This window comes from Testudinibacter sp. P17/SS/0325 (assembly GCF_053570765.1).
The window spans coordinates 64,300-87,733 of the sequence record NZ_CM131635.1 but is presented as its reverse complement, the minus strand read 5'-3'; the positions used below and the strand labels follow the sequence as shown (position 1 = coordinate 87,733).

General features: G+C 44.6%; 25 protein-coding genes. 16 read left to right on the top strand and 9 right to left on the bottom strand.

All coding sequences use genetic code 11. The annotated features are described in order from the left end of the window. Positions 1-104 precede the first annotated feature (104 nt). The gene (locus ACWA50_RS00345) at positions 105-1,343 is read left to right on the top strand and encodes a saccharopine dehydrogenase family protein (protein WP_431053293.1); all 1,239 of its coding nucleotides are present in this window, start codon (positions 105-107) and stop codon (positions 1,341-1,343) included. 75 nt (positions 1,344-1,418) lie between these two features. Here ACWA50_RS00345 and ACWA50_RS00340 read toward each other — a convergent pair whose 3' ends face one another. Together ACWA50_RS00340 and grcA are read right to left on the bottom strand one after the other, a co-directional pair. After that, on the bottom strand, positions 1,419-2,393 hold the full coding sequence (locus ACWA50_RS00340; protein WP_431053291.1) for a TerC family protein: 975 nt from the start codon (positions 2,391-2,393) through the stop codon (positions 1,419-1,421). A 385-nt stretch (positions 2,394-2,778) separates the two neighbouring features. Then, entirely contained in the window at positions 2,779-3,162 is a 384-nt protein-coding gene (gene grcA, locus ACWA50_RS00335) for an autonomous glycyl radical cofactor GrcA (protein ID WP_431053289.1), read from the bottom strand. A gap of 301 nt (positions 3,163-3,463) precedes the next feature. On the opposite strand from grcA, the gene ung reads away from it, so the two are divergent. The 5 genes from ung (at position 3,464) to pfkA (ending at position 7,614) form a co-directional block, all read left to right on the top strand. Next, positions 3,464-4,138, top strand: coding sequence for a uracil-DNA glycosylase (gene ung, locus ACWA50_RS00330; protein WP_431053287.1), 675 nt, complete (start codon positions 3,464-3,466; stop codon positions 4,136-4,138). Positions 4,139-4,222: 84 nt separating this feature from the next. Then, positions 4,223-4,999, top strand: coding sequence for a peroxide stress protein YaaA (gene yaaA / locus ACWA50_RS00325; protein WP_431053285.1), 777 nt, complete (start codon positions 4,223-4,225; stop codon positions 4,997-4,999). Positions 5,000-5,002: 3 nt separating this feature from the next. Then, entirely contained in the window at positions 5,003-5,566 is a 564-nt protein-coding gene (locus ACWA50_RS00320; protein ID WP_431053283.1) for a hypothetical protein, read from the top strand. 17 nt (positions 5,567-5,583) lie between these two features. Beyond that, the gene (locus tag ACWA50_RS00315) at positions 5,584-6,483 is read left to right on the top strand and encodes a cation diffusion facilitator family transporter (protein ID WP_431053281.1); all 900 of its coding nucleotides are present in this window, start codon (positions 5,584-5,586) and stop codon (positions 6,481-6,483) included. Positions 6,484-6,648: 165 nt separating this feature from the next. After that, entirely contained in the window at positions 6,649-7,614 is a 966-nt protein-coding gene (gene pfkA, locus ACWA50_RS00310) for a 6-phosphofructokinase (protein WP_431053279.1), read from the top strand. 57 nt (positions 7,615-7,671) lie between these two features. Here pfkA and ACWA50_RS00305 read toward each other — a convergent pair whose 3' ends face one another. Together ACWA50_RS00305 and ACWA50_RS00300 are read right to left on the bottom strand one after the other, a co-directional pair. Continuing rightward, positions 7,672-8,250 carry a thymidine kinase gene (locus ACWA50_RS00305; protein ID WP_431053278.1) on the bottom strand — a complete coding sequence of 193 codons (579 nt, stop codon included), beginning with the start codon at positions 8,248-8,250 and terminating at the stop codon, positions 7,672-7,674. Positions 8,251-8,257: 7 nt separating this feature from the next. Then, positions 8,258-8,494, bottom strand: coding sequence for a hypothetical protein (locus tag ACWA50_RS00300; RefSeq protein ID WP_431053276.1), 237 nt, complete (start codon positions 8,492-8,494; stop codon positions 8,258-8,260). 139 nt (positions 8,495-8,633) lie between these two features. Between ACWA50_RS00300 and dapF the strand changes: the two genes are divergently transcribed. Genes dapF through xerC form a run of 3 tightly spaced genes read left to right on the top strand, consistent with a single transcriptional unit; the run spans position 8,634 to position 11,059 of the window. Next, the gene (gene dapF, locus ACWA50_RS00295) at positions 8,634-9,458 is read left to right on the top strand and encodes a diaminopimelate epimerase (RefSeq protein ID WP_431053274.1); all 825 of its coding nucleotides are present in this window, start codon (positions 8,634-8,636) and stop codon (positions 9,456-9,458) included. 9 nt (positions 9,459-9,467) lie between these two features. After that, on the top strand, positions 9,468-10,160 hold the full coding sequence (locus ACWA50_RS00290; protein WP_431053272.1) for a DUF484 family protein: 693 nt from the start codon (positions 9,468-9,470) through the stop codon (positions 10,158-10,160). Next, entirely contained in the window at positions 10,160-11,059 is a 900-nt protein-coding gene (xerC, locus tag ACWA50_RS00285) for a tyrosine recombinase XerC (protein WP_431053270.1), read from the top strand. The genes ACWA50_RS00290 and xerC overlap by 1 nt, the downstream gene beginning before the upstream one ends. 149 nt (positions 11,060-11,208) lie before the next feature. Here the strand turns inward: xerC and ACWA50_RS00280 are convergent, their stop codons facing one another. From ACWA50_RS00280 to lsrR, 4 genes are all read right to left on the bottom strand, one after another. Then, positions 11,209-11,739, bottom strand: a complete 531-nt coding sequence (locus tag ACWA50_RS00280; protein ID WP_431053268.1) for a SprT family zinc-dependent metalloprotease — start codon at positions 11,737-11,739, stop codon at positions 11,209-11,211. Positions 11,740-11,748: 9 nt separating this feature from the next. Next, the gene (locus ACWA50_RS00275) at positions 11,749-12,582 is read right to left on the bottom strand and encodes a class II glutamine amidotransferase (RefSeq protein ID WP_431053266.1); all 834 of its coding nucleotides are present in this window, start codon (positions 12,580-12,582) and stop codon (positions 11,749-11,751) included. Between the two features lie 158 nt (positions 12,583-12,740). Next, complete coding sequence (lsrK, locus tag ACWA50_RS00270; RefSeq protein WP_431053264.1) at positions 12,741-14,318, bottom strand: autoinducer-2 kinase; 1,578 nt, start codon at positions 14,316-14,318, stop codon at positions 12,741-12,743. A gap of 50 nt (positions 14,319-14,368) precedes the next feature. Further along, complete coding sequence (gene lsrR, locus ACWA50_RS00265; RefSeq protein ID WP_431053262.1) at positions 14,369-15,331, bottom strand: transcriptional regulator LsrR; 963 nt, start codon at positions 15,329-15,331, stop codon at positions 14,369-14,371. 256 nt (positions 15,332-15,587) lie between these two features. Here lsrR and lsrA point away from each other — a divergent pair, with 256 nt between their 5' ends. The 7 genes from lsrA (at position 15,588) to ACWA50_RS00230 (ending at position 22,178) form a co-directional block, all read left to right on the top strand. Then, positions 15,588-17,099 carry an autoinducer 2 ABC transporter ATP-binding protein LsrA gene (gene lsrA / locus ACWA50_RS00260; RefSeq protein WP_431054255.1) on the top strand — a complete coding sequence of 504 codons (1,512 nt, stop codon included), beginning with the start codon at positions 15,588-15,590 and terminating at the stop codon, positions 17,097-17,099. A 15-nt stretch (positions 17,100-17,114) separates the two neighbouring features. Beyond that, positions 17,115-18,113: an autoinducer 2 ABC transporter permease LsrC gene (gene lsrC / locus ACWA50_RS00255; protein WP_431053260.1), complete on the top strand. Its 999-nt coding sequence runs from the start codon at positions 17,115-17,117 to the stop codon at positions 18,111-18,113. A gap of 13 nt (positions 18,114-18,126) precedes the next feature. Then, positions 18,127-19,137: an autoinducer 2 ABC transporter permease LsrD gene (lsrD, locus tag ACWA50_RS00250; RefSeq protein WP_431053259.1), complete on the top strand. Its 1,011-nt coding sequence runs from the start codon at positions 18,127-18,129 to the stop codon at positions 19,135-19,137. Between the two features lie 56 nt (positions 19,138-19,193). Next, complete coding sequence (gene lsrB, locus ACWA50_RS00245; RefSeq protein ID WP_431053257.1) at positions 19,194-20,213, top strand: autoinducer 2 ABC transporter substrate-binding protein LsrB; 1,020 nt, start codon at positions 19,194-19,196, stop codon at positions 20,211-20,213. 22 nt (positions 20,214-20,235) lie between these two features. Continuing rightward, positions 20,236-21,114, top strand: coding sequence for a 3-hydroxy-5-phosphonooxypentane-2,4-dione thiolase (lsrF, locus tag ACWA50_RS00240; protein WP_431053255.1), 879 nt, complete (start codon positions 20,236-20,238; stop codon positions 21,112-21,114). Positions 21,115-21,187: 73 nt separating this feature from the next. Further along, positions 21,188-21,502 (top strand): (4S)-4-hydroxy-5-phosphonooxypentane-2,3-dione isomerase, encoded by a 315-nt coding sequence (gene lsrG, locus ACWA50_RS00235; RefSeq protein WP_431053253.1) that lies wholly within the window; start codon positions 21,188-21,190, stop codon positions 21,500-21,502. Beyond that, positions 21,489-22,178 (top strand): ribulose phosphate epimerase, encoded by a 690-nt coding sequence (locus ACWA50_RS00230; protein ID WP_431053251.1) that lies wholly within the window; start codon positions 21,489-21,491, stop codon positions 22,176-22,178. The genes lsrG and ACWA50_RS00230 overlap by 14 nt, the downstream gene beginning before the upstream one ends. Positions 22,179-22,243: 65 nt before the next feature. Here ACWA50_RS00230 and metK read toward each other — a convergent pair whose 3' ends face one another. Further along, positions 22,244-23,398, bottom strand: a complete 1,155-nt coding sequence (metK, locus tag ACWA50_RS00225) for a methionine adenosyltransferase (RefSeq protein ID WP_431053249.1) — start codon at positions 23,396-23,398, stop codon at positions 22,244-22,246. Between the last annotated feature and the right edge of the window lie 36 nt (positions 23,399-23,434).

Here is a 23,434-nt window from a genome sequence, read left to right as displayed (position 1 = left end):
TCAGGTCTTGCCGAGTTGGCAAGATTAAACGTCATGCCGGTTATGACCGCACTTTGAAATCAAAAGTGCGGTGGTAATCTGACATTAAGGAGGATTATGCAAACATGAAAAAAAACATCTTAATTATCGGTGCCGGTGGTGTGGCTCAAGTCGTCGCACATAAATGCGCCCAACACAACGATATTTTAGGTTCTATCGCCATTGCTTCACGCGGCATTAGCAAATGCCAAGACATCGCCAACAGCGTGCGTGAAAAAAATGCCTTTAAAATTCCCGCTGAAATTGCCTGCTTTGAACTTGATGCGTTCAATATCGAAGCAACCAAATCGATCATCAAAGAAACAGAAGCACAAATCGTGATCAACGTCGGTTCGGCATTTCTCAATATGTCGGTGCTGCAAGCCTGTATCGAAACCGGCGCAGCTTATCTTGACACCGCAATCCACGAAGAACCGCATAAAATTTGTGAAACCCCACCGTGGTACAATAATTACGAATGGCAACGCCGTGAAATCTGTGCAAAGAATAAGATTACCGCTATTTTAGGTGTCGGTTTTGATCCGGGCGTGGTGAATGCCTATGCCGCCGTTGCGGTCAACGAGTGCTTAGATCAAACCGACAGCATTGATATTATTGATATTAATGCCGGCAGCCACGGGCGTTATTTCGCCACTAATTTTGATCCGGAAATCAATTTCCGTGAATTTACCGGGCAAGTCTGGAGTTGGCAAAACAGCCAATGGACCAGCAACCGAATGTTTGAAATCAAGCGGACGGACGACCTGCCGGTTGTCGGCCAGCAAACCTCGTATATGACAGGGCATGATGAAATTCACTCGCTGTCGCAAAACTTAAACGTGCCGAATATCCGTTTCTGGATGGGTTTCGGCGATCATTATATTAATGTATTTACCGTGCTGAAAAATTTAGGCTTATTGTCGGAACAGCCGGTGACCACCGCAGAAGGCTTGGAAGTGATCCCATTAAAAGTGGTGAAAGCGGTTCTGCCTGATCCCTCTTCACTGGCGCCGGATTACACCGGTAAAACCTGTATCGGCACGCTTGCCAAAGGTCGGAAAGACGGTAAGGAAAAAGAAGTCTTTCTCTACAACGTGGCGGATCATAAAGAAGCCTATGAAGAAGTGGGCAGCCAAGGCATTTCCTATACCGCCGGCGTACCACCGGTTGCTGCTGCGATTCTAGTGGCACAAGGCGTGTGGGATGTGGCGAAGATGGTCAATGTGGAGGAACTGGATCCGAAACCGTTCCTTAACCTGTTGAACCAAATGGGCTTGCCGAATCGGATTAAAGACGAAAACGGCGACCGAGCATTAGCGTTTTAACGCACGGATAGCCTGAAGATACCGCACTTTGCATTTGAACGGCAAAGTGCGGTTTTTTAGCTTATTATCGGAGAATTAGAGCATTTTCTTGCGTAGCGACAAGACAACCGACAGGATTAAAATCAGGAATACAAAGCTCATCGACAGCACAATCGGCAAATGAATGCCCGCCATCACCAACAGCATTTTGATACCGATAAAAATCAAGATCACCGCCAATCCGTATTTCAGATAGACAAAACGGTCGGCAATGTCCGCTAGTACGAAATACATCGCACGCAAACCGAGAATGGCGAAAATATTCGAAGTCAGCACGATAAAGGGATCGGTGGTGACGGCAAAGACCGCCGGAATGCTATCGACCGCAAACACCACATCGCTCAGCTCGACCATAATCAGCACCAATACCAACGGCGTAAACACCTTTTTGCCGTTTTCGATGGTCAGGAACTTTTCGCCGTCAAATTGACTGCTGAGGCGTAAATGGCGGCGCAGCCAGTTGAGCAGCCAGTTTCGGGAGAAATCTTCGCCTTCACCGCCTTCTTTCGCAGTGAAAATTTTGAAACCGCTATAAATCAAGAATACACCGAAAATATATAAAATCCACTCATATTCACGGATTAACATCGCACCGATACCGATCATCACCGCACGCATCACAATCGCGCCGAGTACGCCATACAACAGCACTTTATGCTGATATTGCGGCGGCACTTTGAAATAGCTGAAGATCATCAGGAATACGAATAAGTTATCGACCGACAGCGATTTTTCCAACACGTAACCGGTCAGAAATTCCATCACTTTTTCACCGGCAATTTTGCTGCCGAATGCCGGATTGCCGGCGAGTTCAAAATAGAGCCATAAGGCAAACAACGCCGAAACACTGATCCACACCACGCTCCACCACATCGCTTCTTTCACGCTGACTTTATGCACCCCGCTCTTTTTCAGGCTGAATAGATCAATCAGCAGCATGATCGCAACCACAATTGAAAATACGGTATAAAATATCGGGCTGCCGATGTCGGGCAGTGACGGATTCGTCATAAAAAACTCCACAATAACGGATAAGATAAAAAAGCTGCCGTCCGGCAGCTTTCAGGCTGATGACAAAGTCTCTTTCTCTAATCATTTCCCTCCCTCTGTATACGGAGGGAGGTGTCCTAAGGACGGAGGGAGGCATAAAGAATGTTAAAAATGAATATGTTGCATTTTCATATTATCCCTCCCTCCCCATTTTTCTTGCGAAAAATAGTACTCCCTCCGCACGCGGAGGGAGAGAAGTAAGTTTGTCAGCAATTTCAAAGCTGCCGTTAGGCAACTTTAAGTATTATCAGCTATTTTGGATTTTATACAAGTTAAAATCGGTGTCAGAAATGCAAAACGCACGACCATATTGCCGTGCGTTTAAAATGTGAAGCTAAAAGAAAAATTACAAGCTTTCGGTAAAAGTACGCGCAATCACGTCGCGTTGTTGTTCCGGAGTCAGAGAGTTGAAACGTACGGCATAACCGGAAACACGGATGGTTAATTGCGGATATTTTTCAGGGTTATTCACCGCATCTTCCAAGGTTTCGCGACGCAATACGTTGACGTTCAAGTGTTGACCGCCTTCCACTTTGACTGTCGGCGCCACATCAACCGGCAATTCGCGGTATTCGATTTGACCTAATTCGTTAATCGCAACGATTTGGTCTTCAGTGTAATCGCCTTTGGCACATAAGCAACGGGCTTCGCCTTTGTCGCTGTCCAATAACCAGAAAGAGTTTAATAACGCGTCGTTTGCCGCTTGTGTAATTTGAATACCTTTGATCATAATAGACTCCAATATTATCGTGGACGGATTAAGTTTACTGCTCAGAATTTTATCACCCTTGTTTAAATTTTCAAATATTTTTGGGGATAATTGACCCAGAACAACTGGTTATTTTTTGATAAAATCGGATATTTGATTTAAGTCAAAAAATAACATCGGAACGCCTGCTTAATTTAACTTAATACTTGTTTTTTGATTACATTTTAATAACAAAAATAAGGCGGGTTTTAAAATCAAGGCTAGGTTTTTTGACTGCCTTTGCCTATAATTTTCAAAACAGCAAATCAGTAAGGGAAGACGAATGAAAACCTGGACAGAAGCGATCGGCGCGGAAAAGCAACAACCCTATTTTTTAACTATTTTGGCACAAGTCGAAAATGCGAAAAAGAGCGGTAAAACGGTCTATCCGCCGCATGACGAAGTGTTTACCGCTTTTCGTTTAACCGAATTTGAACAAGTCAACGTGGTGATTTTAGGGCAAGATCCCTATCACGGCGCCAATCAGGCGCATGGGTTGGCGTTTTCGGTCAAACCGGGCATTGCACCGCCGCCGTCGTTGGTCAATATGTATAAAGAACTGGCCGATGATATTGAGGGCTTTGAGATTCCGCCGCACGGCTATCTGCAACACTGGGCGCAGCAAGGGGTGTTATTGCTCAACACTGTGCTGACGGTGGAGCAGGGGCGGGCACATTCGCACGCCAATTTCGGTTGGGAAACCTTTACCGATAAAGTGATTGCGCAACTGAACCAACATCGCGACCATTTGGTCTTTTTGCTGTGGGGCAGCCACGCGCAGAAAAAAGGGCAGTTTATCGACCGCCAACGCCATTTGGTTTTGAGCGCACCGCATCCGTCGCCGTTGTCGGCATATCGCGGTTTCTTCGGCTGTAAACATTTTTCCAAAGCCAATGCTTATTTACAACAACATCAACAAACGCCGATTGATTGGCGCTTGCCGTTGCAGCTGAAATAGCATTACCCATAATAAAAGTGCGGTAGAGAATCGGTGCGAATCTGTTATAATCGCACCCTGTTTGTCATTATCTATGGAAGCCTTATGCTCGCGATTATTTCCCCGGCAAAAACCTTGGATTTTCAGTCTGAAATTCCCGCATTTGATTTTACCCAACCGGAATTAACCCAATATAGCCAACAACTTATTGAGGTGTGCCGTGCATTGACCCCGGCACAAATCGGCTCGCTCATGCATATCAGCGATAAGCTGGCGGGGCTGAATGCGGCACGTTTTGCCGAGTGGCAATTGGCGCATAACCCAACCAACGCCAAAGCCGCAATTTACGCCTTTAAAGGCGATGTTTATACCGGTTTGGATGCCGACAGCCTGAGTGCCGATGAAGTGCGCTATGCACAGCAACATTTGCGCATGCTGTCGGGTCTATACGGCTTGTTGAAACCGCTGGATTTAATGCAACCGTACCGTTTGGAAATGGGCACCAAACTTGCCAATCCGAACGGTAAAAACCTGTATGATTTTTGGGGCGGCGTGATCACCGCACAATTGCAAACCGCACTTGAGCAACAAGGCGATGACGTTTTAATCAATCTGGCTTCGGACGAATATTTTAAAGCGGTACAGCCGCAAAAATTACAGGCACGGATTGTCAAGCCGATTTTCCTCGATTATAAAAACGGCAACTATAAAGTGATCAGTTTTTATGCCAAAAAAGCGCGCGGTTTGATGTGCCGTTATTTAATTCAAAACCGCATTTCGACGGTGAACGATCTGAAATCTTTTGATTTGGGCGGTTATTGGTTTGACGAAAGCGCCTCCGCTGGCAACGAACTGGTATTTAAACGCGATTCACAGGATTAACCCATGGCGATCAAATCCGTTTTTTTATTGGCGTTGTGCTTATTGTTCAGCGCTTGCTCGTCGGTTGAACAGAGTAAAACCTTCCAAGCACCGGAAAAGATCAAATTCAATGGCAAAACTTTCCAACGTGGTAAAAGCGTCGATTTAGTGGAAATGGTGCGCTATGTCTATCACCCGAACGGCAATAGCGGCTCAAGGGAAAAAGCCGTGCTGTTTTTCGACCGTAATAAACAGGAGTTAAGCCTGCGGCAACGCTTGGAACTGCGGCAAAAAAGTTATCAGCAAAGCGATAATACCTTGGCCGAAATGTCGATTACGGATGAGACCTTATATTCGCAACTGGTTTACCGCCCGAGCGAGCGTTTTGCCTATTGGGGCGTCGAACTGGCGAAGGGGCGGAATATGGCGGATTGCGGCTTTTTAGAATTTCAATATAGCTATGGTGTGAACGCTAAACCGCAGGCAAAAGCGAAAGAACAGGCTTTTCTGCAACGGCAAATTTATCCAAAGGCGCATAAAATCTTACAACAATTGCAACAACAGCCGTGGACATGGCAGTGTAATTAAAAGTGGGGTGATTGATTATGCATGAAAAATATGGACGTTTGGTACGCCGCGCTTCAGTGTTGGCCGTTTGCACCGCACTTAGCCTGATTTTAATCAAAGGCGTGGCTTGGTGGCAGACCGGCTCCGTCAGCATGCTGGCGTCGATCACTGATTCGTTGTTGGATCTGCTTGCTTCGTTCACCAGTATGATTATTCTGCGTTTTTCACTGATGCCTGCCGATGACAACCACTCGTTCGGACACGGCAAGGCGGAATCGTTAGCCACGCTGATTCAAGGCGCGTTTATTTCCGGTTCTGCGATCTTGTTGTTGTTACAAGGTATTGAGCGCATCATTAACCCGCAGCCGCTGCAATCCGCCTCCATCGGGATTGCCGTCACCGTGATTGCTTTAATATTTACTTTGGCGCTAATCCGCTATCAAACTTATGTCATTCGTAACACTCAGAGCCCGGCAATTCGCGCTGACAAACTGCACTATGAAACCGATCTGTTGATGAATGTAGCCGTCTTGCTGTCATTGGGTTTGAGTGCCTTCGGCTATATTTACGCCGATGGGATTTTTGCGCTGCTGATTGCGCTGTATATTTTGGCGAATGCCCTCAAAATGCTGTTTGAATCGATCCAACTGCTGCTTGACCGCACTTTGCCGGAGAAGGAAATTGAAACCATTTGGGAAATTGCCTCCAGCCAGCAGGAAATTATCGGTATTCATGATTTGCGCACCCGTCGTTCGGGCGCGATTCGGTTTATCCAGTTGCACTTGGAACTGGACGATAATCTGCCGTTGTGGAAAGCACATCAAATCACGGATAACCTCGAAAATCGACTATTAATGGCATTCCCGATGTCGGATATTATCATTCACCAAGAGCCGACCTCAGTGGTGCAAAAAGAACAAACATTGCAAAAAATCTGAAGTGTTTTGTATTTGTCATAAAATCGCAACATAAAATTGATAAAATGTTAACGGCTGAAGAAAAAATCAGAAAAAAATCATTTTCCTATAGAGAGTAAACCAGGGATCGTGTACCCTACACACAAAATTATTTTTCAATCAAAATTAAATAGAAGGTAACTCAACATGGTAAAGAAAGTTGCTATTTTAACCAGCGGCGGCGACGCCCCGGGCATGAATGCGGCAATTCGCGGCGTGGTGCGAGCAGCGCTGTTTGAAGGCATAGAAGTTTATGGCGTATATAATGGATATTCAGGACTCTATCATAACGAAATCAAAAAATTAGAGCGTTTTTCCGTTTCCGATATTATCGGGCGCGGCGGCACATTTTTAGGCTCGGCGCGTTTCCCTGAATTTAAAGATCCGGCAATTCGTGCCAAAGCGGTGGACAATTTGCGTCAACACGGGATTGATTCTTTAGTCGTAATCGGCGGGGACGGTTCGTATATGGGCGCGAAATTGATTACCGAAGAATACGGTTTTCCTTGTATCGGGATTCCCGGCACGATTGACAATGATGTTGCCGGCACGGATTATACCATTGGTTTCCAAACCGCACTTGAAACCGCCTTGGAAGCGATTGACCGTTTGCGCGATACTTCCAGTTCGCACCAACGCGTTTCGATTATCGAAATTATGGGGCGCCATTGCGGCGATTTAACCTTAGGCGCAGCGATTGCCGGCGGTTGTGAATTTATCGTCGTGCCGGAGCGTCCGTTTGAGCGTGAAGCTTTGATCAAGAAAGTCGAATACGGTTTCCACAAAGGGAAACGCCACGCCATTATCGCCATCACAGAACATATTTGTGATGTTAATGAGTTGGCAAAAGAAATCGAATCGCGCGTTAAACTGGAAGCCCGGGCTACGATTTTAGGGCATGTGCAACGCGGCGGTGCGCCTTGCGCCTTTGACCGTATTTTGGCTTCGCGTATGGGGGTTTATGCGGTCGAGTTGTTGAAAGAGGGTATCGGCGGACGTTGTATCGGTATTCAAAATGAGAAACTGGTACACCACGATATTATTGATGCCATCACCAATATGAAGCGCCCGTTTAAAGCGGATTGGTTCGAAGCCTCAAGAATCTTGTATTAATCCTTATTCATTACACAGACAAAACCCGCTGATTTAGCGGGTTTTTTAGTTCCTCCGCTACTTGCCTAACCGCGCTTTATAATGTCGTCGGCAAACAGACAGATAACGGTCATTGCCGCCGATTTGGATTTGTTCGCCGGCTTTGACCACCTCTCCCTCAGCATTTAAGCGCAGTACAAAATTGGCTTTGCGTCCGCAGTAACAGATCGTTTTCAGCTCTTCCAACTGATCCGCCCAAGCAAGCAAATAGCGACTGCCTTCAAACAGCTCACCCTGAAAATCGGTACGTAAGCCGTAACACAATACCGGAATATGTAGTTTATCGACGACATCGCTCAGTTGATACACCTGAGATTTAGTCAAAAACTGCGCTTCATCAACTAAGATACAATGCAGCGGTTGTTGTTGAATTTGTTGCTTGATTTGCTGGTATAAATCGGTTTTGTCAGTAAAAACTAACGCCTCTTGACTGATGCCAATGCGCGAGGTCACTTTGCCGCTGCCGAAGCGATCGTCAATTGCCGCAGTGTAAACCAGCGTGTTCATTTGCCGTTCTCGGTAGTTGTAGGAAGATTGCAGCAAGGTAGTGGACTTGCCGGCATTCATGGTGGAGTAATAAAAATAGAGTTTTGCCATGATGAACTCAGCTTTTCAGCCAATAATAAATCCAGTAACACAATGTGCTGACCAATATCGGTAAACACGCTAAGGCAAAGATACCAATCGTAGTGCCGGCGCCGAACCAAGCACCAAGTGCGGTCAGATGATCAATCAGTTGTGCGCTAGGCAGGGAAAAGAGAAAAAAGCCGATCACGGCAATGGTGAGCACACAGCCCAATCCTGCCACGCGCATGGCTTGTACTTTTTTAAGATTTTGCATATAGGATCCACCGATGAAAAGCATTGTCAGAATCCTATCATAATGGCGGGCGTTAGCAAACTGTCGGCGCATGAATCATTTAGACATTCCCTTATCTTGGTTCTATAATGCGGGCATAACTTAAATTTAAGGATAAACTATGCAATTTTCAAAAATGCACGGCTTGGGAAACGATTTTATGGTGGTGGACGGCATCACCCAAAATGTGTTTTTCCCGGAGAGCACCATTCGCCGTTTGGCGGATCGGCACCGTGGCGTGGGGTTTGATCAACTGTTGTTGGTCGAGCCGCCGTATGATCCGGATATGGATTTTCACTACCGTATTTTTAATGCCGACGGTAGCGAAGTGGCGCAATGCGGCAACGGCGCGCGCTGTTTTGCCCGTTTTGTGCAACTGAAAGGGCTAACCAATAAAAAAGAGATTAACGTCAGCACTGCCAAAGGCAAAATGGTATTGAATATTAAAGAGGACGAACAAATTCGGGTCAATATGGGCGAGCCGATTTGGGAACCGGCAAAAGTACCGTTTACTGCCAATAAATTTGAAAAAAATTATATCTTGCGCACCGAGTTGGAAACGGTGTTATGCGGGGTGGTGTCGATGGGCAATCCGCATTGTGTTTTAACGGTTGATGATGTGGCGGCTGCACCGGTGCAACGCTTGGGTGCTTTGTTGGAAAGTCACGAGCGTTTTCCGGAATGTGCCAACATCGGTTTTATGCAAATCTTAAACCGTAAACAGGTGAAACTGCGTGTGTTTGAACGTGGTGCCGGCGAAACCCAAGCTTGTGGCAGCGGCGCCTGTGCGGCGGTGGCGGTCGGCATTATGCAGGGTACTTTGGATGCACAAGTGGAAGTGGCATTGCCGGGTGGTAACTTGTTGATCGAATGGCAAGGCGAAGGTAAACCGCTGTTTATGACCGGCGAGGCGACCCATTTATTCGACGGTTATATTCGGTTATAAGGGGTTGTGATGAGTGAAGCATTAAGCGCAAGTGCGGTGGCGGATTATTTACAGCAGAATCCTGATTTTTTCAATGATTACCCGCAACTGTTGGATCGGCTAAAGGTGACCCACGCGGAAAAGGGTATTCTGTCGCTGGTGGAAGCGAAGCTGCAACGCCAACGCGATCAGCTGCAACGGCAGCAACAGGAACTGGATACGATTCATAAAGTGGCGGAGCACAATGAGCGCATGTTTTTCAGCCTGTTACCGCTACAAACCCGCTTGGCACAAGCCAAACGCTTGCCTGACGGTTTGGCGGCATTACAAGACTGGACGACCGCACTGGGTTTGCAAAAAGGCACGGTGTTGCTGTTTCGTGACAGTTGGGTGGAGGGTGAGGAAATCGAAGCGCAAAATTGGTTGGATCGCACCGCATTTGAGATTATCCGTTTGGAACGCTTCGGTTTGCAGCGCCACTATTTAGGCACACTGACCCACCGCGAAAAAACCTTGCTGTTTTTGCCGGACGATTTTCCGGTTGGCTCGGTGGCGCTTTGTTTGTTGGGCAAACGTAAATCCCGTCATCCTTACACCGCGGTGTTATTGTTTGCGGCAAGAGACGAACGCCATTTTCACCGCAACCAAGAAACCGCATTTCTGCGCCAGCTGGCCGAGATGATCGAGCAACATCTCGATCATTGGCTGATTGAGAAATTATAATGAGCGTAACCGCACTTTCGCAGCCGCTGCAGGGTTATTGGAATTATTTACGGATTGAGCGCCAACTCAGCCCGCATACCCTGAGCAATTACCAACATCAATTGGAACAAATTATCCTGATGTTGCAAGCGCAAGGGATTGAAAATTGGCGGCAGGTGGATGCGGGTGTGGTGCGTTATTTGCTGGCAGCAAGCCGTAAGCAGGGGCTGAATGCCAAAAGCCTCGCTTTGCGTTTATCCAGTTTGCGTGGTTTTCTGAATTATTTATTGTCGCAAGGGGACATTAAAGTTAATCCCGCCGCCGCGGTTTCCGCACCGAAACAAGCCAAACGTTTGCCGAAAAATATCGAAGCCGAACAGGTCGGGCAGTTGTTGGATAATGCCAGCAATGAACCGATTGATCTGCGCGATTTGGCGATGATGGAATTGATGTACAGCGCCGGTCTGCGGCTAAATGAATTGCAACAGCTGAATATACAAGATCTGCAAAGCCGCACGCGCGAATTGCGCGTCTTGGGGAAAGGCAACAAAGAGCGGATTTTGCCGTACGGGCGTTACGCCGCACAAGCAATTCAAAAATGGTTGGCGGTACGCATGCTGTTTAATCCCGAAGACGATGCCTTGTTCGTCAGCTTGCGTGGGAAGCGAATCAGCCACCGTGCGATTCAAAAACGCTTGGAAGTGTGGGGGCAGCGGCAGGGCTTACCGACCCATTTAAACCCGCATAAATTGCGCCACTCGTTTGCCACCCATATGTTGGAATCCAGCGCCGACCTGCGTGCGGTGCAGGAGCTGTTAGGACACGCCAACCTCTCCACCACCCAAATCTACACCCATTTGGATTTCAAACACCTCGCCGACGTGTACGACTCCGCCCACCCGCGAGCGAAACGGAAGTGAGTTAGGCTGCTAGTGTCCTTCGCCCCTAGTGGGAGAAGGACAGATTTTTGCTTCGTTTAGAAGCGAAAATCAGGATGAGGGGGAGAATAGCATATTCACCCTCATCCGTCCTTTAGACACCATCTCCAATCAAGCGAGAAGGGAAATTATCACCGCACCAGCGCTTTCGCCTCTTCTTTCATCAAAACCCCCTTGCACAACCGACAATGATAGCGCACGTTATTGCGCAGGATATTATTATGGCGGCGTAGGCTGAGTTGGTGGGTTTGGCAGTCGCAGCGGTAGGTGATAGTGTTGCCTTGTACGTTTTGAATATCGAATTGGTGGCAGGTATCGGCAGGCAAGTTAAACACCTGCTGCATCAGCATTTGCCACTCTTTACCGTGCGGTTGAACCCGCCCGAACAGTTGATATACCAACAAGTGCGCCAATTCATGCGGCACGACTTGGCGCAAAAATTCCTCGCTGTTTTCCAACAGCAAAGTGCGGTTCAGACGGATTTCATTTTGTTGCAGGTAAGCGACACCGGCTTTCACACCGCACAGCTTGAAATTGACTTGCGGCATGGCAAACGTGTGCTGGAAATGGCGTTCGGCTAAATCCAAACAGCTGCGTAAACGGCGGCTGATTTGCAGATTAAGATGGCGCAGTCGCTGTTGATCGTGAAGTGAAAGAGACATAAAGAGCGGTCAAACAGCCTGCCGTGCCATTTCCAACCCTTCGGCAATGCTTGGATAATAGGGATTGTCCGGCGTGTAGCACAAGACAATTTCGCCCTCTTGAAACAGCACCAACTCATTAACCGCCAACTGTTGCCAGTTTTCGTTATCGGTTAAAGGTTCTGTTGCAATCACTGCCACCCGATCATTCGGCGTGGTGACCGAAGCAAAATCAATCTGCACATCGTCATCGACCAATTTCGCCTCGCCAAACGGCGCTTTGCGCACGATATAATGTAACAGTGAGCCGGTGTGGGCAATCAGCCATTCGCCGTTTGACAACAGAAAGTTCAGTAAACCGTATTGGCGCAGTTGTTGCGCAATCAAATTGACTTCGGTAAAAATCTGCTCAAGGCTTGGGGCGTGATCGAACTTCTGACGTAAAGTTTCCAACAGATAACAAAATGCCGTTTCGGAATCGGTCGTGCCGACCGGACGGTAATATTGCCCTTCATTTGGCTGAAAGTTTTTCAAATTGCCGTTGTGCGCAAACAGCCAATATTGCCCCCAGATTTCACGCATAAACGGGTGGGTGTTGGCAAGCAAAATCCGCCCTTGGGTTGCTTTGCGGATATGCGCAATCACATTTTTCGACTGAATCGGATAATTACGCACCAAATCGGCAACCGGCGAAGTGGCACTGGCTTTATCGTCATGAAACAAGCGCACGCCTTTATCTTCAAAAAAGCCGATCCCAAATCCGTCGGCGTGCGAATCGGTCAAACCGCCACGACAGCGAAAGCCCTCGAACGAAAACACAATATCGGTCGGGGTGTTGCAGTTCATTCCGAGTAGTTGGCACATTTGAAATTCCTTAAAACCAAAATTTTTATTCATCTATACTACGAAATTTTAGTAAGAAGTAAAATAATCAAAGAGTATAAATTAGTTTAAAAAAGGAAAACAGAAAAACGGAATAAGGCTAAAATACCGATACTATAGCCAGTATTCCGATCTTATTATTATAACCCCGGCGCTTTCCAAAGTGAGGTGGTGAGATTCTCATCAACAAGTTGTAATTGTTGATGGTATATCTCACTCCATTTCTTTTTATGCGCTTGATAAAGGATATGGTTTTCAGGATTCGGTTGGTGTTGGCGTTCAAATTTCACTAATTTTTTACCGGCTTCTGCCAGCGAAGAATAAATCCCTGCTCCAACGCCAGCTGCGATGGCGCAACCTAAAGCCGTTGCTTCTTTAACCACTGGAATATTCACAGTTAAGCCGGTGACGTCAGCTAAAATTTGACTCCATAAATGGCCCTTTGAGCCACCTCCGGCAAAAACGATTGAAGAAAGTTTTATGCCTGAAAATTGCTCTACTTGATCTAAGTTGCAAGAAGATACAATAGCCGCATTTTCTTCTAATGCTCTGAATAATGCGGCTTTGTTGCATTTATCGGGATCAATTGAAAGGTTAATGAATGAGGGGGCCGCGTGATACCAGGCTTTAAAATGCATGGCGTCGGAGAAAATCGGTACAATATCGTATGATCCGACGGGGACACGTGCAGCCATTTGTTCTAATAAAGTGTAAGTATCGATTCCTAATTGGCTGGCAAGATGTTTTTCAGCTTCACAGAAAGCATCTCGGAACCAACGCATGGTCAAACCGGTGAAGAAACTGATCGATTCGGCTTGTACCAATGGCGGAATAACATGGGGATTGACCCGCACATTCATTTCGGGATCGGTAGCCGCTTTAGGCAGATTGACGACTTGTTGCCAGAATGTGCCGCCGATAACAGCGGCTTGAGCCGCGTCGGTAATACCGAGTCCTAAGCAACCGAGTTGTACATCACCACCGCCGACGACGACAACGGTTTTGGGCGATAATCCGGTTAATTGTGCGACATCAGGTAAAATATTGCCTAATAAGGTCCCGGTTTCTTTCACCGGCATAAGAATTTTAGGGTTTAAATCAAGCAGTTCGAGTAGCTCGGGCTGCCAATTTCTGCTGTTTAAGCAAAGCAAACCGCTCGTGCCGGCATTCGATGGTTCGACCACGAGTTCTCCGCTTAACATAAATGCCAACCAATCACTGATCATACTGATAGCGTTAACATTTTGATAAAATTCAGGCCGGTGATTGGCAAGCCACAACAAGCGCGGAAGAGCACTTAAAGCCAATGTTTGCCCTGAAATCTCATAAACCTGTTGTTCGAACGTGCCGTTATTCAATGATTTCAAGTACCGCACTTCTTCGATTGCTCTGGCGTCAACATTACCGCACGCCCAAATTGGTTGTTTTTTATCATCATACAGCACAATTCCTTCCCGCATGGAACAGGTTGAGATAGAAATAAGTTGCTCCGGGGCGATTTGTGCTTGCTGAATAACATGTTTGATACAGTCAATTGCCAGCTGCCAGTTGGTTTGTAAATCAAAATTCATTGAACCGGGAATTTGAGGATCGGTTAGATGAGTCCACTCTTTTTGCGCTGCACTAATCTGATTACCGTTTAAATCAAAAATAACAGCCCGGATACTTCCGGTGCCAGCATCAAGAGCCATGAGATAACGATCTGATTGATTATCCATTTTACATCTCCTCAATTTTCCGCTTTAACAAAATAAAGAGTGGTTAGCGGCTAGACGATTTTTGCCAGTATCATTTTTGCCGTTTTTTCTTCGGTAACTAATGAATTGATATATTTTCCTTTTAATGCGCTTAAAATAGCTTCGACTTTATTCTCCCCGCCAGCAATACCGATAACCGTAGGGATTTTGATTAATTTATCCAATGGAACGCTAATGAGTTCATCATGTAGCGGAATATCCGGTTGGAGCGTACCGTCGTGCTGCATGAAATAACCTAAAATATCGCCAATAGCCCCTTTGTTTCTGAGATCCTGTTGGCTATCTTCATTGATATAGCCGGAACGCAATAAGGTGGCTTGTCCTTTCTGCTGGGTTGATCCGATCCCGACTATTGCCACGTCAGCGGCTTCGGCGGCTAACATAATGTCTCTGACACAAGCTTCCCGTTTAAATAATTTTGCAGCTTCAAGTGATGAAGCTCGGAGCGGAGCGGGAATCATGCTGATACTGCAAGAGCCGTCTAATTCGCCAATTCCTTTCATATAAGGTCCGACCCCACCGGAAAGCGTGATTAATTTTATTTGGTTATTGGTGATAAACTCGTTACTGTACTTAATTGTTTGCATAATGGTTTCACCGAAACCGATCGCGAGCAATTGGTTCGGGCGCATGATGGACATCAACATTTGTGATGCGCCGATACCTAAGCGCGTATTTATTTCATTTTGCTCAAGTGCGGGCAGAACCCGAATATGCTGTAAACGAAAATGGTGTCGTAATGCCTCTTCCAGTTCAAGGCAACCCTTAAAACGAGAATTAATTTGGACTTTAATCAAGCCGATTTGGCGTCCTTTTTCCAATAAACGCGATACTTTTAAGCGAGGAATATCCAACCGCTTTCCAATCTCACCCTGTGTTAAGTTATCGTGATAATAAAACCAAGCAATTCTTGCCAGTATTTCTTCTTCGCCCATAGTGTGTGAGATAGGAAGATTTTCTTTGATATGATTCATTATTGTTTCCTTTGTTACCATCAATATTATTATTCATATGATTTATAAAATTATCAATTGTTCATTTTTATTTTTTGTATAAGCGTGATTTAGATCACAAAGTATCCGCTTACTGCCTTAATCTTCCTAATTTTTCCTAATTTCATTCTTGTTTTGCGATCTAAATCACAGTTATTTTTATTTTTACTCTATAGGATGATGAACAAATGAAAAATACAAATACATTTATTCATTCTTAAGGGTGATAAAGAAGATGATAAGAGAGCATATTTCAGATAGAAAACGGCTGCTTGCCACTTATGGTGTCAGCAAGTCTTTTTCTGGCGTTGAAGTTCTAAAAGATATCCATTTTGAGTTGTACGCCGGGCAAGTTCATGCGCTGCTAGGTGGAAATGGCGCAGGAAAATCGACATTAATGAAAATTATTGCGGGCATTCAACCACAAGATTCAGGAACAATTGAAATAAATGGAGAGATACAAAATAACTTATCACCAAATAAAGCGCATCATTTAGGGATCTATTTAGTACCGCAAGAGCCTTTGCTGTTTCCTAATTTGAGTGTGAAAGAGAATATTCTTTTTGGCTTGAAATGGGATAGCCATAGTGAAAAAAAATTGACTCTTTTACTTAGTGAGCTGAATTCACATTTGAAATTGGATATGCAAGCGGGATTGCTCGAAGTTGCCGATCAGCAATTGGTTGAAATTATGCGGGGTTTGATGCGTGATGCATCAATTTTAATTTTAGATGAGCCGACAGCTTCTTTAACACCGGTTGAAACCGAAAGTTTATTTATAAAAATCCAATCGTTACTTACCAAAGGTGTAGGAATTATTTTTATTTCCCATAAATTACCGGAAGTTTGGCAGATATCCGACTTTATTAGTGTGATGCGAGATGGTTCTATTGCATTAAGCGGTACGACAGGAGAATTAGATCGTAATGATGTTATAGCTGCGATTAAACCTAAATCTAAAGCAGGGCAGTTAAGTGAATCACAAAAATTATGGTTGGAATTGCCAGGTCATCATCGCATCAAAACTACAGATCAACCTATTTTACAGATCAAAGCGTTAACCGGTGAAGGTTTTAAGAATATTAATTTGGAAATCTATCCGGGGGAAATTTTAGGGTTGGCCGGTGTAGTTGGCGCCGGGCGTACGGAATTAGCAGAAACGCTATATGGATTAAGAAAAGAAAAATCGGGAGAGATTATTTTTGATGGACAAGAGATTAACCGACTGAGCATAAAAGAGCGGTTAGATAAGGGTATTGTTTATCTGCCTGAAGATAGACAAGCTTCAGGGCTATATTTGGATGCGCCGTTGTCATGGAATACTTGCGGCTTGACTTATACCGATATGGGATTCTGGATAAATAAAGCAAAAGAAGATGCAATTTTAGAACGTTATCATCGTGCGATAGGGATTAAATTTAATTATGGCGGGCAATTAGTGAGGACGTTGTCTGGGGGAAACCAACAAAAAGTTTTGATTGCAAAATGTTTAGAGGCCGATCCCGCATTACTCGTTATTGATGAACCAACCCGTGGAGTTGATATCGGTGCTAGGGCAGATATTTATCAGCTGATAAAAAGCATCGCAGAACAGAATGTTGCAATTTTATTTATTTCTTCCGATCTGGAAGAGATAGAGCAAATGTCAGATCGGGTTTTAGTCATGCATGATGGCAGGGTTGGCTCCGCTTTGGTTGGAGATGCGATTAATTCGGATAGTATTATGCATATGGCATTTAGCGGCGAATAGAATAGGAAATCATTTATGTGGAAATTTATACAAAATAATCGAGAGATGACAATTATTTTTGCGATTTTGTTTCTTTTTCTATTATTGGTTATCTGGGGTGGTGGCAATTTTAATTTTCAAACGGTAACCATGATTTTTAATTCCGCACAAATTGTTATGTTGTTATCTATTGGCGCAACCTTTGTTATTTTAACCCGTAATATTGATGTGTCGGTCGGTTCAACGATGGGGTTATGTGCCGTCATTATGGGGAGTTTATTAAATTTAGGCTATTCTCTCCTGGCGGCATTTTTATTAACATTATTTTGTGGTTTATGTGCAGGATTATTTAATGGATTTTTAGTCACTATTTTGAGGATTCCGGCGATTGTCGCCACACTTGGCACATTAGGGCTGTATAAAGGGATTATGTTATTAATTACCGGAGGAAAATGGATAGAAGGTCTACCGCAAGAGTTGAAATCATTGTCAGAACCGGTTTTTTTTAATATTTCGTTAATAGGTTGGATCTTAATTCTATTAGTGATTTTAGCTTATTTCTTATTAATGAAAGTGCGGTTAGGAAGACATTTTTATGCCGTCGGAGATAATTTACAAGGCGCATTGCAGTTAGGAGTACGGACTAATTTTGTCAGAATTTCAGCCTTTGCAATTAATGGAATCACAGCGGCATTGGCGGGTATTGTTTTTGCTTCGCAGATTGGATTTGTACCAAATTCAACCGGGAATGGTTTGGAGATGAAAGCGATAGCGGCTTGCGTATTAGGCGGAATCAGTTTATTAGGTGGTTCGGGAAATATTATTGGAGCAATCTTAGGGGCTTATTTTTTAATCGAAATTGATACGATTCTTGTGTTGCTGAAAGTGCCTGCTTATTGGAATAATTTTGTTGCCGGTATTGTTCTACTTGCTGTGCTGGTATTTGATGGGCGTATTCGTATTATGATTGAAAAAAATATCAAATTACAACGTTATGCCAGATTTTTAAAAGAAGAGACGGTTCGGAATAAATAACAAGGTGAAGACGATGTTGAAAGTAAAAAATTACGGTTGGGAAGTTTCGCTTTTTCTTCTATTGATTATTGAGGTTATGGGATTTGGAATGTTGAATCCTCGAATGCTAGATATCAATGTGCTTTTATATAGTACCAGTGATTTTATTTATATTGGCATGCTTGCCTTACCATTAACAATGATTATTGTAAGTGGCGGAATTGATATTTCTTTTGGTTCAACGGTCGGGCTTTGTGCTATTTTTCTTGGGGTATTGTTTAAAGCGGATATTTCTTTATTTATCGCGATCCCGCTGACTTTTTTACTGGGCGGAATTTGTGGTTTAGTTAATGCGGGCTTGATTATCTATACCAAAGTGAATCCATTGGTAATCACTTTAGGAACAATGTACCTTTATGGCGGTGGCGCATTGCTATTATCCGGTTTTGCCGGTGCAACCGGTTATGAAGGGATTGGCGGGTTCCCGGATAGCTTACTTAATTTTGCCAATCAAACTATTTTAGGTATTCCAACGCCGATTATTTATTTTCTCATAATGACAATCATATTTTGGTTATTAATGCATAAAACTATTGTAGGAAGAAGTACTTTTTTGGTTGGTCAAAGTGAAAGAACGGCGCGTTATAGTGCGGTGCCGGTTAATAAAACATTATTTATCATTTATTCGTCAATTGGGTTAGTTGCGGCCTTTGTGGCGATATTATTGGTGTCTTATTTTGGCTCGGCCCGTTCCGATCTTGGCAGTTCGCTATTAATGCCGGTTTTAACGGCAGTAGTGTTAGGCGGTGCAAATATTTATGGCGGTTCGGGTTCTATTTTAGGTACTGCGATTGCGGCTTTATTAATTGGTTATTTACAGCAAGGATTACAAATGACGGGGATTCCCAATGAGATTTCTAGTGCATTATCCGGTGCTTTATTAATTATTGTCTTGATCGGAAAATCAATTAGTTTGAATTATGCCGCAATTCGTTATTGGCTATATCGTAAAACAGGAAAGCAAGTGGTTAATATTCGTTCATGATCAAATAGACATACTGGTAACGGTATGTTTTATACAACTCAATAAGGAGAAATTTTATGAAACATCCATTTTTAAAATCAACCGCACTTGCCGTTGCTTTGGGTTTTTCAGCAGTAAGCGCAGTACAAGCAGCAGATCGTATCGCTTTTATTCCTAAATTGGTCGGTGTTGGTTATTTCACCAGCGGCGGACAGGGTGCAGTCGAAATGGGAAAAACATTAGGGGTTGATGTCACCTACGACGGACCGACGGAACCGAGTGTGTCTAACCAAGTTCAGCTGATTAATAACTTTGTTAATCAAGGCTATAACGCAATCGTAGTTGCTGCGGTTTCGCCGGATGGTTTGTGTTCAACCTTACAACGTGCGATGAAACGCGGGGTGAAAGTGCTGACTTGGGATTCGGATACTAATCCGGAATGTCGCAGTTATTATATTAACCAAGGAACACCGGCCCAGTTAGGCTCAATGTTAGTTGAAATGGCATCTGACCAAATTAACAAACCAAAAGCAAAAGTCGCATTTTTCTATTCCAGTCCGACGGTTACCGATCAAAATCAATGGGTAAAAGTGGCAAAAGATAAAATTGCAGCGGAGCACCCGGAGTGGGAAATTGTGACCACGCAATTCGGCTACAACGATGCGATTAAATCCTTACAAACGGCAGAAGGTATCTTGAAAGCCTATCCTGATCTTGATGCCATCATTGCACCTGATGCAAACGCATTGCCGGCGGCGGCACAAGCGGCTGAAAATTTGAAACGCGAAGGCGTGGTGATTGTCGGATTTAGTACGCCAAATGTGATGCGTCCATATGTCAAACGCGGAACAGTAAACCAATTCGGTTTGTGGGACGTGGTGCAACAAGGCAAAATATCCGTTGCAGTTGCAAATGACGTATTAAAAGGCAAGCCGTTAAAAATAGGTGATAAATTAGATATTGAAGGGGTTGGAACCGTCGAAATTTCACCAAACAGTGTGCAGGGTTATGAATATGAAGCGGAAGGTAACGGTATCGTGGTGTTGCCGGAGCGGGTTGTATTCACAAAAGAGAATATTGATAACTACAATTTCTAAATTTTGAGCAGGAGATAAATGAATGGCAGATTTAGATGATATCCGAGACGGCAAAGATTTTGGCTTAGAAAGACCGCAAACCAATAAAGCATTTTATATGAAAGGATTAGGTGCTTTAGACTGGGGAATGCAATCTCGTTTAGCCAATATTTTTAATCCAAAAACAGGCAAAACCATTATGTTGGCATTTGATCACGGCTATTTTCAAGGACCGACAACAGGCTTGGAGCGGATTGATTTGCATATTGCGCCGCTGTTTGAATATACCGATGTATTAATGTGTACTCGCGGAATTCTGCGCAGCGTTGTGCCGCCGGATACGGGCAAACCTGTGGTGTTACGTGCTTCCGGCGCAAATTCAATCTTGACCGAATTATCCAATGAAGCGGTTGCTGTTTGTGTGGAAGATGCAGTACGTTTGAATGTATCGGCGATGGCAGCGCAGGTGTATATTGGTTCGGAGCATGAACACCAATCGATCAAAAATATCATTCAATTGGTCGATCAAGGCACTCGCTATGGCATGCCGACAATGGCAGTAACCGGTGTCGGCAAAGATATGGTTCGCGATCAACGTTATTTTTCCCTCGCAACCCGCATCGCAGCTGAAATGGGCGCACACGTGATCAAGACCTATTATGTTGAAAAAGGGTTTGAACGGGTCACCGCAGGCTGTCCAGTACCGATTGTGATTGCCGGCGGGAAAAAACTACCTGAGTTGGAAGCGCTTGAAATGTGTTATCAAGCCATTGATCAAGGGGCGGCGGGTGTTGATATGGGACGGAATATTTTCCAATCCGAAGCACCGATTGCGATGCTGAAAGCCGTAAATGCCGTGGTACATCAAGGCGAAAATACGGAAAAAGCGTACCAACTTTATCTTGATGAGAAAAATAAATAAAGTTTAACGATCCAAATATGCCGACAGAAATGGAGTCTGTCGGCATAAATTAAAATATATTTAGGAGCTTACTATGTTTGCTATGTTGGTAGAAATTAATATTAAAGAGGGAAAAGAACAAGCTTTCTTAGAGGTTTTTGCCGCCAATCATTATGGGACTCGAAAAGAACCGGGAAATTTACGCTTCGATGTTTTGCAAGATCCCATGATTAAAACCCGGTTTTATGCTTATGAAGTGTATAAAAATGAAGCCGCATTAGAAGCCCACCGACAGACAGCACATTATCATCAATGTATTAAAGAGCTGGAACCGTTGATGTCCGGACCAAGAAGTAAAACCGTTTTTAATTGGATTTTGCCACAGGATTTCAGCGATGAAAAAATCTAAACTTGCCTTAATCCGACAGCTGAAAACGCAAAAAATCAGTACGGGTATCCTTGCGTCAAATTGGCTTACCTTCGCACAAACCTTGTCTGCATTAAAACAACATCATATGCACCTCCTGCATTTTGATATTGCAGACGGGCAATTTTCTCCATTATTTACGGTTGGTTGTCATGCGCTTAAGCAATTTCCCCATTGTTGTTATAAAGACGTGCATTTAATGGTGCGTGATCAAGAAAAACAAGCCAAAGAGTGTATTAAAAATGGCGCAACGATAATCACCTTACAATTGGAGGGTGATGGTAATCTTACTCAAATATTGGATGATATTAATTCACAGCAAGCAATAATTAGTGGACTAAGCTTGTGCCCTGACACGGATTTATCACGGTTACAGCCCTATCTTGAGCAGGTTGATTTGATTCAGATTTTAACCTTAGATCCAAGAACGGGAGTTAAAGCCGATGAATTTTCGATTTCGACGCGAATCAAATCTATTATCAACATCCTCGGTGAAAAACGACATGAAAAAATTCTTGCAGTAGACGGCTCAATGACTTTAGCGTTAGCAAAGAAAGTAAAGCAATTAGGGATTGATTGGGTTGTAACGGGAAGCGCTTTATTTGCTAATGAAAACTTAGATAACACTTTAACACAATGGAACGTAGAGCTTAATTAAAAATAATTGGTTAAATACCAAAGTGCGGTTTAGTTCAAACCGCACTTCCACTCTTCAGTCAACTATCACTTCAACCCGGCCGCACTTCTCAGTTCTTCGGCGCGGTCGATTTTTTCCCATGGGAATTCATCGCGTCCGAAGTGTCCGTAGGTGGCGGTTTTGCGGTAGATTGGTTTGATCAGATCCAGCATTTTGATTAAACCGTATGGGCGCAGGTCGAAAAATTCGCGCACCAGTTTCACCAATAAGGCTTCGCTCACTTTTGCCGTGCCGAAGGTTTCGATCATAATTGAGGTGGGTTCGGCAATACCGATGGCATAGGAAAGCTGAATTTCGCAGCGATCGGCAAGACCGGCGGCAACGATGTTTTTTGCCACATAGCGCGCGGCATAAGCGGCGGAGCGATCCACTTTTGACGGATCTTTGCCGGAGAATGCACCGCCGCCGTGACGCGCTGCGCCGCCGTAGGTATCGACGATGATTTTACGTCCGGTCAGGCCGCAGTCGCCCATTGGGCCGCCGATCACAAAACGTCCGGTCGGGTTGATGAAATATTTAGTGTTTGCCGACAGCCATTCGCTTGGCAAAATCGGCTTGATGATTTCTTCCATCACGCCTTCGTAAATCTGTTTTTGATCGACTTCTTCGCTGTGTTGGGTGGACAGCACCACCGCATCAATGCCGATGATTTTATGCTTATCGTATTGGAAGGTGATTTGGCTTTTGGCGTCCGGGCGCAACCAGTTCAGCGTGCCGTTTTTGCGCACTTTTTCTTGCTGTTCCATTAAACGGTGGGCGTAGGTAATCGGCGCAGGCATTAAGACATCGGTTTCGTTGGTGGCGTAACCGAACATAATTCCTTGGTCGCCGGCTCCTTGTGCCAACGGATCTGCACGATCAACCCCTTGATTAATATCGGAAGATTGTTTGCCGATGCCGTTTAACACCGCGCAAGAATGCCCGTCGAAGCCCATGGTGGAGGAGGTGTAGCCGATGTCGCAAATCACTTGGCGCGCGATATGCTCAATATCGACCCACGCCGAGGTGGTGATTTCACCGCCGACCAACACCATGCCGGTTTTTACATAAGTTTCGCAAGCCACGCGTGCTTTCGGATCTTGTTCGATAATTGCGTCAAGCACCGCATCGGAAATCTGATCGGCGATTTTGTCAGGGTGTCCGGCGGAAACGGATTCGGAGGTAAATAGGTAATTCGACATAATTTCTCTTTCTTTCAATTTGTGACGTTAGAATCT

Bases quoted from the DNA above. Each gene is read 5' to 3' on its own strand.
- ACWA50_RS00345 (WP_431053293.1), top strand. From the start codon at position 105: ATGAAAAAAAACATCTTAATTATCGGTGCCGGTGGTGTGGCTCAAGTC.
- ACWA50_RS00340 (WP_431053291.1), bottom strand. From the start codon at position 2,393: ATGACGAATCCGTCACTGCCCGACATCGGCAGCCCGATATTTTATACC.
- grcA (WP_431053289.1), bottom strand. From the start codon at position 3,162: ATGATCAAAGGTATTCAAATTACACAAGCGGCAAACGACGCGTTATTA.
- ung (WP_431053287.1), top strand. From the start codon at position 3,464: ATGAAAACCTGGACAGAAGCGATCGGCGCGGAAAAGCAACAACCCTAT.
- yaaA (WP_431053285.1), top strand. From the start codon at position 4,223: ATGCTCGCGATTATTTCCCCGGCAAAAACCTTGGATTTTCAGTCTGAA.
- ACWA50_RS00320 (WP_431053283.1), top strand. From the start codon at position 5,003: ATGGCGATCAAATCCGTTTTTTTATTGGCGTTGTGCTTATTGTTCAGC.
- ACWA50_RS00315 (WP_431053281.1), top strand. From the start codon at position 5,584: ATGCATGAAAAATATGGACGTTTGGTACGCCGCGCTTCAGTGTTGGCC.
- pfkA (WP_431053279.1), top strand. From the start codon at position 6,649: ATGGTAAAGAAAGTTGCTATTTTAACCAGCGGCGGCGACGCCCCGGGC.
- ACWA50_RS00305 (WP_431053278.1), bottom strand. From the start codon at position 8,250: ATGGCAAAACTCTATTTTTATTACTCCACCATGAATGCCGGCAAGTCC.
- ACWA50_RS00300 (WP_431053276.1), bottom strand. From the start codon at position 8,494: ATGCAAAATCTTAAAAAAGTACAAGCCATGCGCGTGGCAGGATTGGGC.
- dapF (WP_431053274.1), top strand. From the start codon at position 8,634: ATGCAATTTTCAAAAATGCACGGCTTGGGAAACGATTTTATGGTGGTG.
- ACWA50_RS00290 (WP_431053272.1), top strand. From the start codon at position 9,468: ATGAGTGAAGCATTAAGCGCAAGTGCGGTGGCGGATTATTTACAGCAG.
- xerC (WP_431053270.1), top strand. From the start codon at position 10,160: ATGAGCGTAACCGCACTTTCGCAGCCGCTGCAGGGTTATTGGAATTAT.
- ACWA50_RS00280 (WP_431053268.1), bottom strand. From the start codon at position 11,739: ATGTCTCTTTCACTTCACGATCAACAGCGACTGCGCCATCTTAATCTG.
- ACWA50_RS00275 (WP_431053266.1), bottom strand. From the start codon at position 12,582: ATGTGCCAACTACTCGGAATGAACTGCAACACCCCGACCGATATTGTG.
- lsrK (WP_431053264.1), bottom strand. From the start codon at position 14,318: ATGGATAATCAATCAGATCGTTATCTCATGGCTCTTGATGCTGGCACC.
- lsrR (WP_431053262.1), bottom strand. From the start codon at position 15,331: ATGAATCATATCAAAGAAAATCTTCCTATCTCACACACTATGGGCGAA.
- lsrC (WP_431053260.1), top strand. From the start codon at position 17,115: ATGTGGAAATTTATACAAAATAATCGAGAGATGACAATTATTTTTGCG.
- lsrD (WP_431053259.1), top strand. From the start codon at position 18,127: ATGTTGAAAGTAAAAAATTACGGTTGGGAAGTTTCGCTTTTTCTTCTA.
- lsrB (WP_431053257.1), top strand. From the start codon at position 19,194: ATGAAACATCCATTTTTAAAATCAACCGCACTTGCCGTTGCTTTGGGT.
- lsrF (WP_431053255.1), top strand. From the start codon at position 20,236: ATGGCAGATTTAGATGATATCCGAGACGGCAAAGATTTTGGCTTAGAA.
- lsrG (WP_431053253.1), top strand. From the start codon at position 21,188: ATGTTTGCTATGTTGGTAGAAATTAATATTAAAGAGGGAAAAGAACAA.
- ACWA50_RS00230 (WP_431053251.1), top strand. From the start codon at position 21,489: ATGAAAAAATCTAAACTTGCCTTAATCCGACAGCTGAAAACGCAAAAA.
- metK (WP_431053249.1), bottom strand. From the start codon at position 23,398: ATGTCGAATTACCTATTTACCTCCGAATCCGTTTCCGCCGGACACCCT.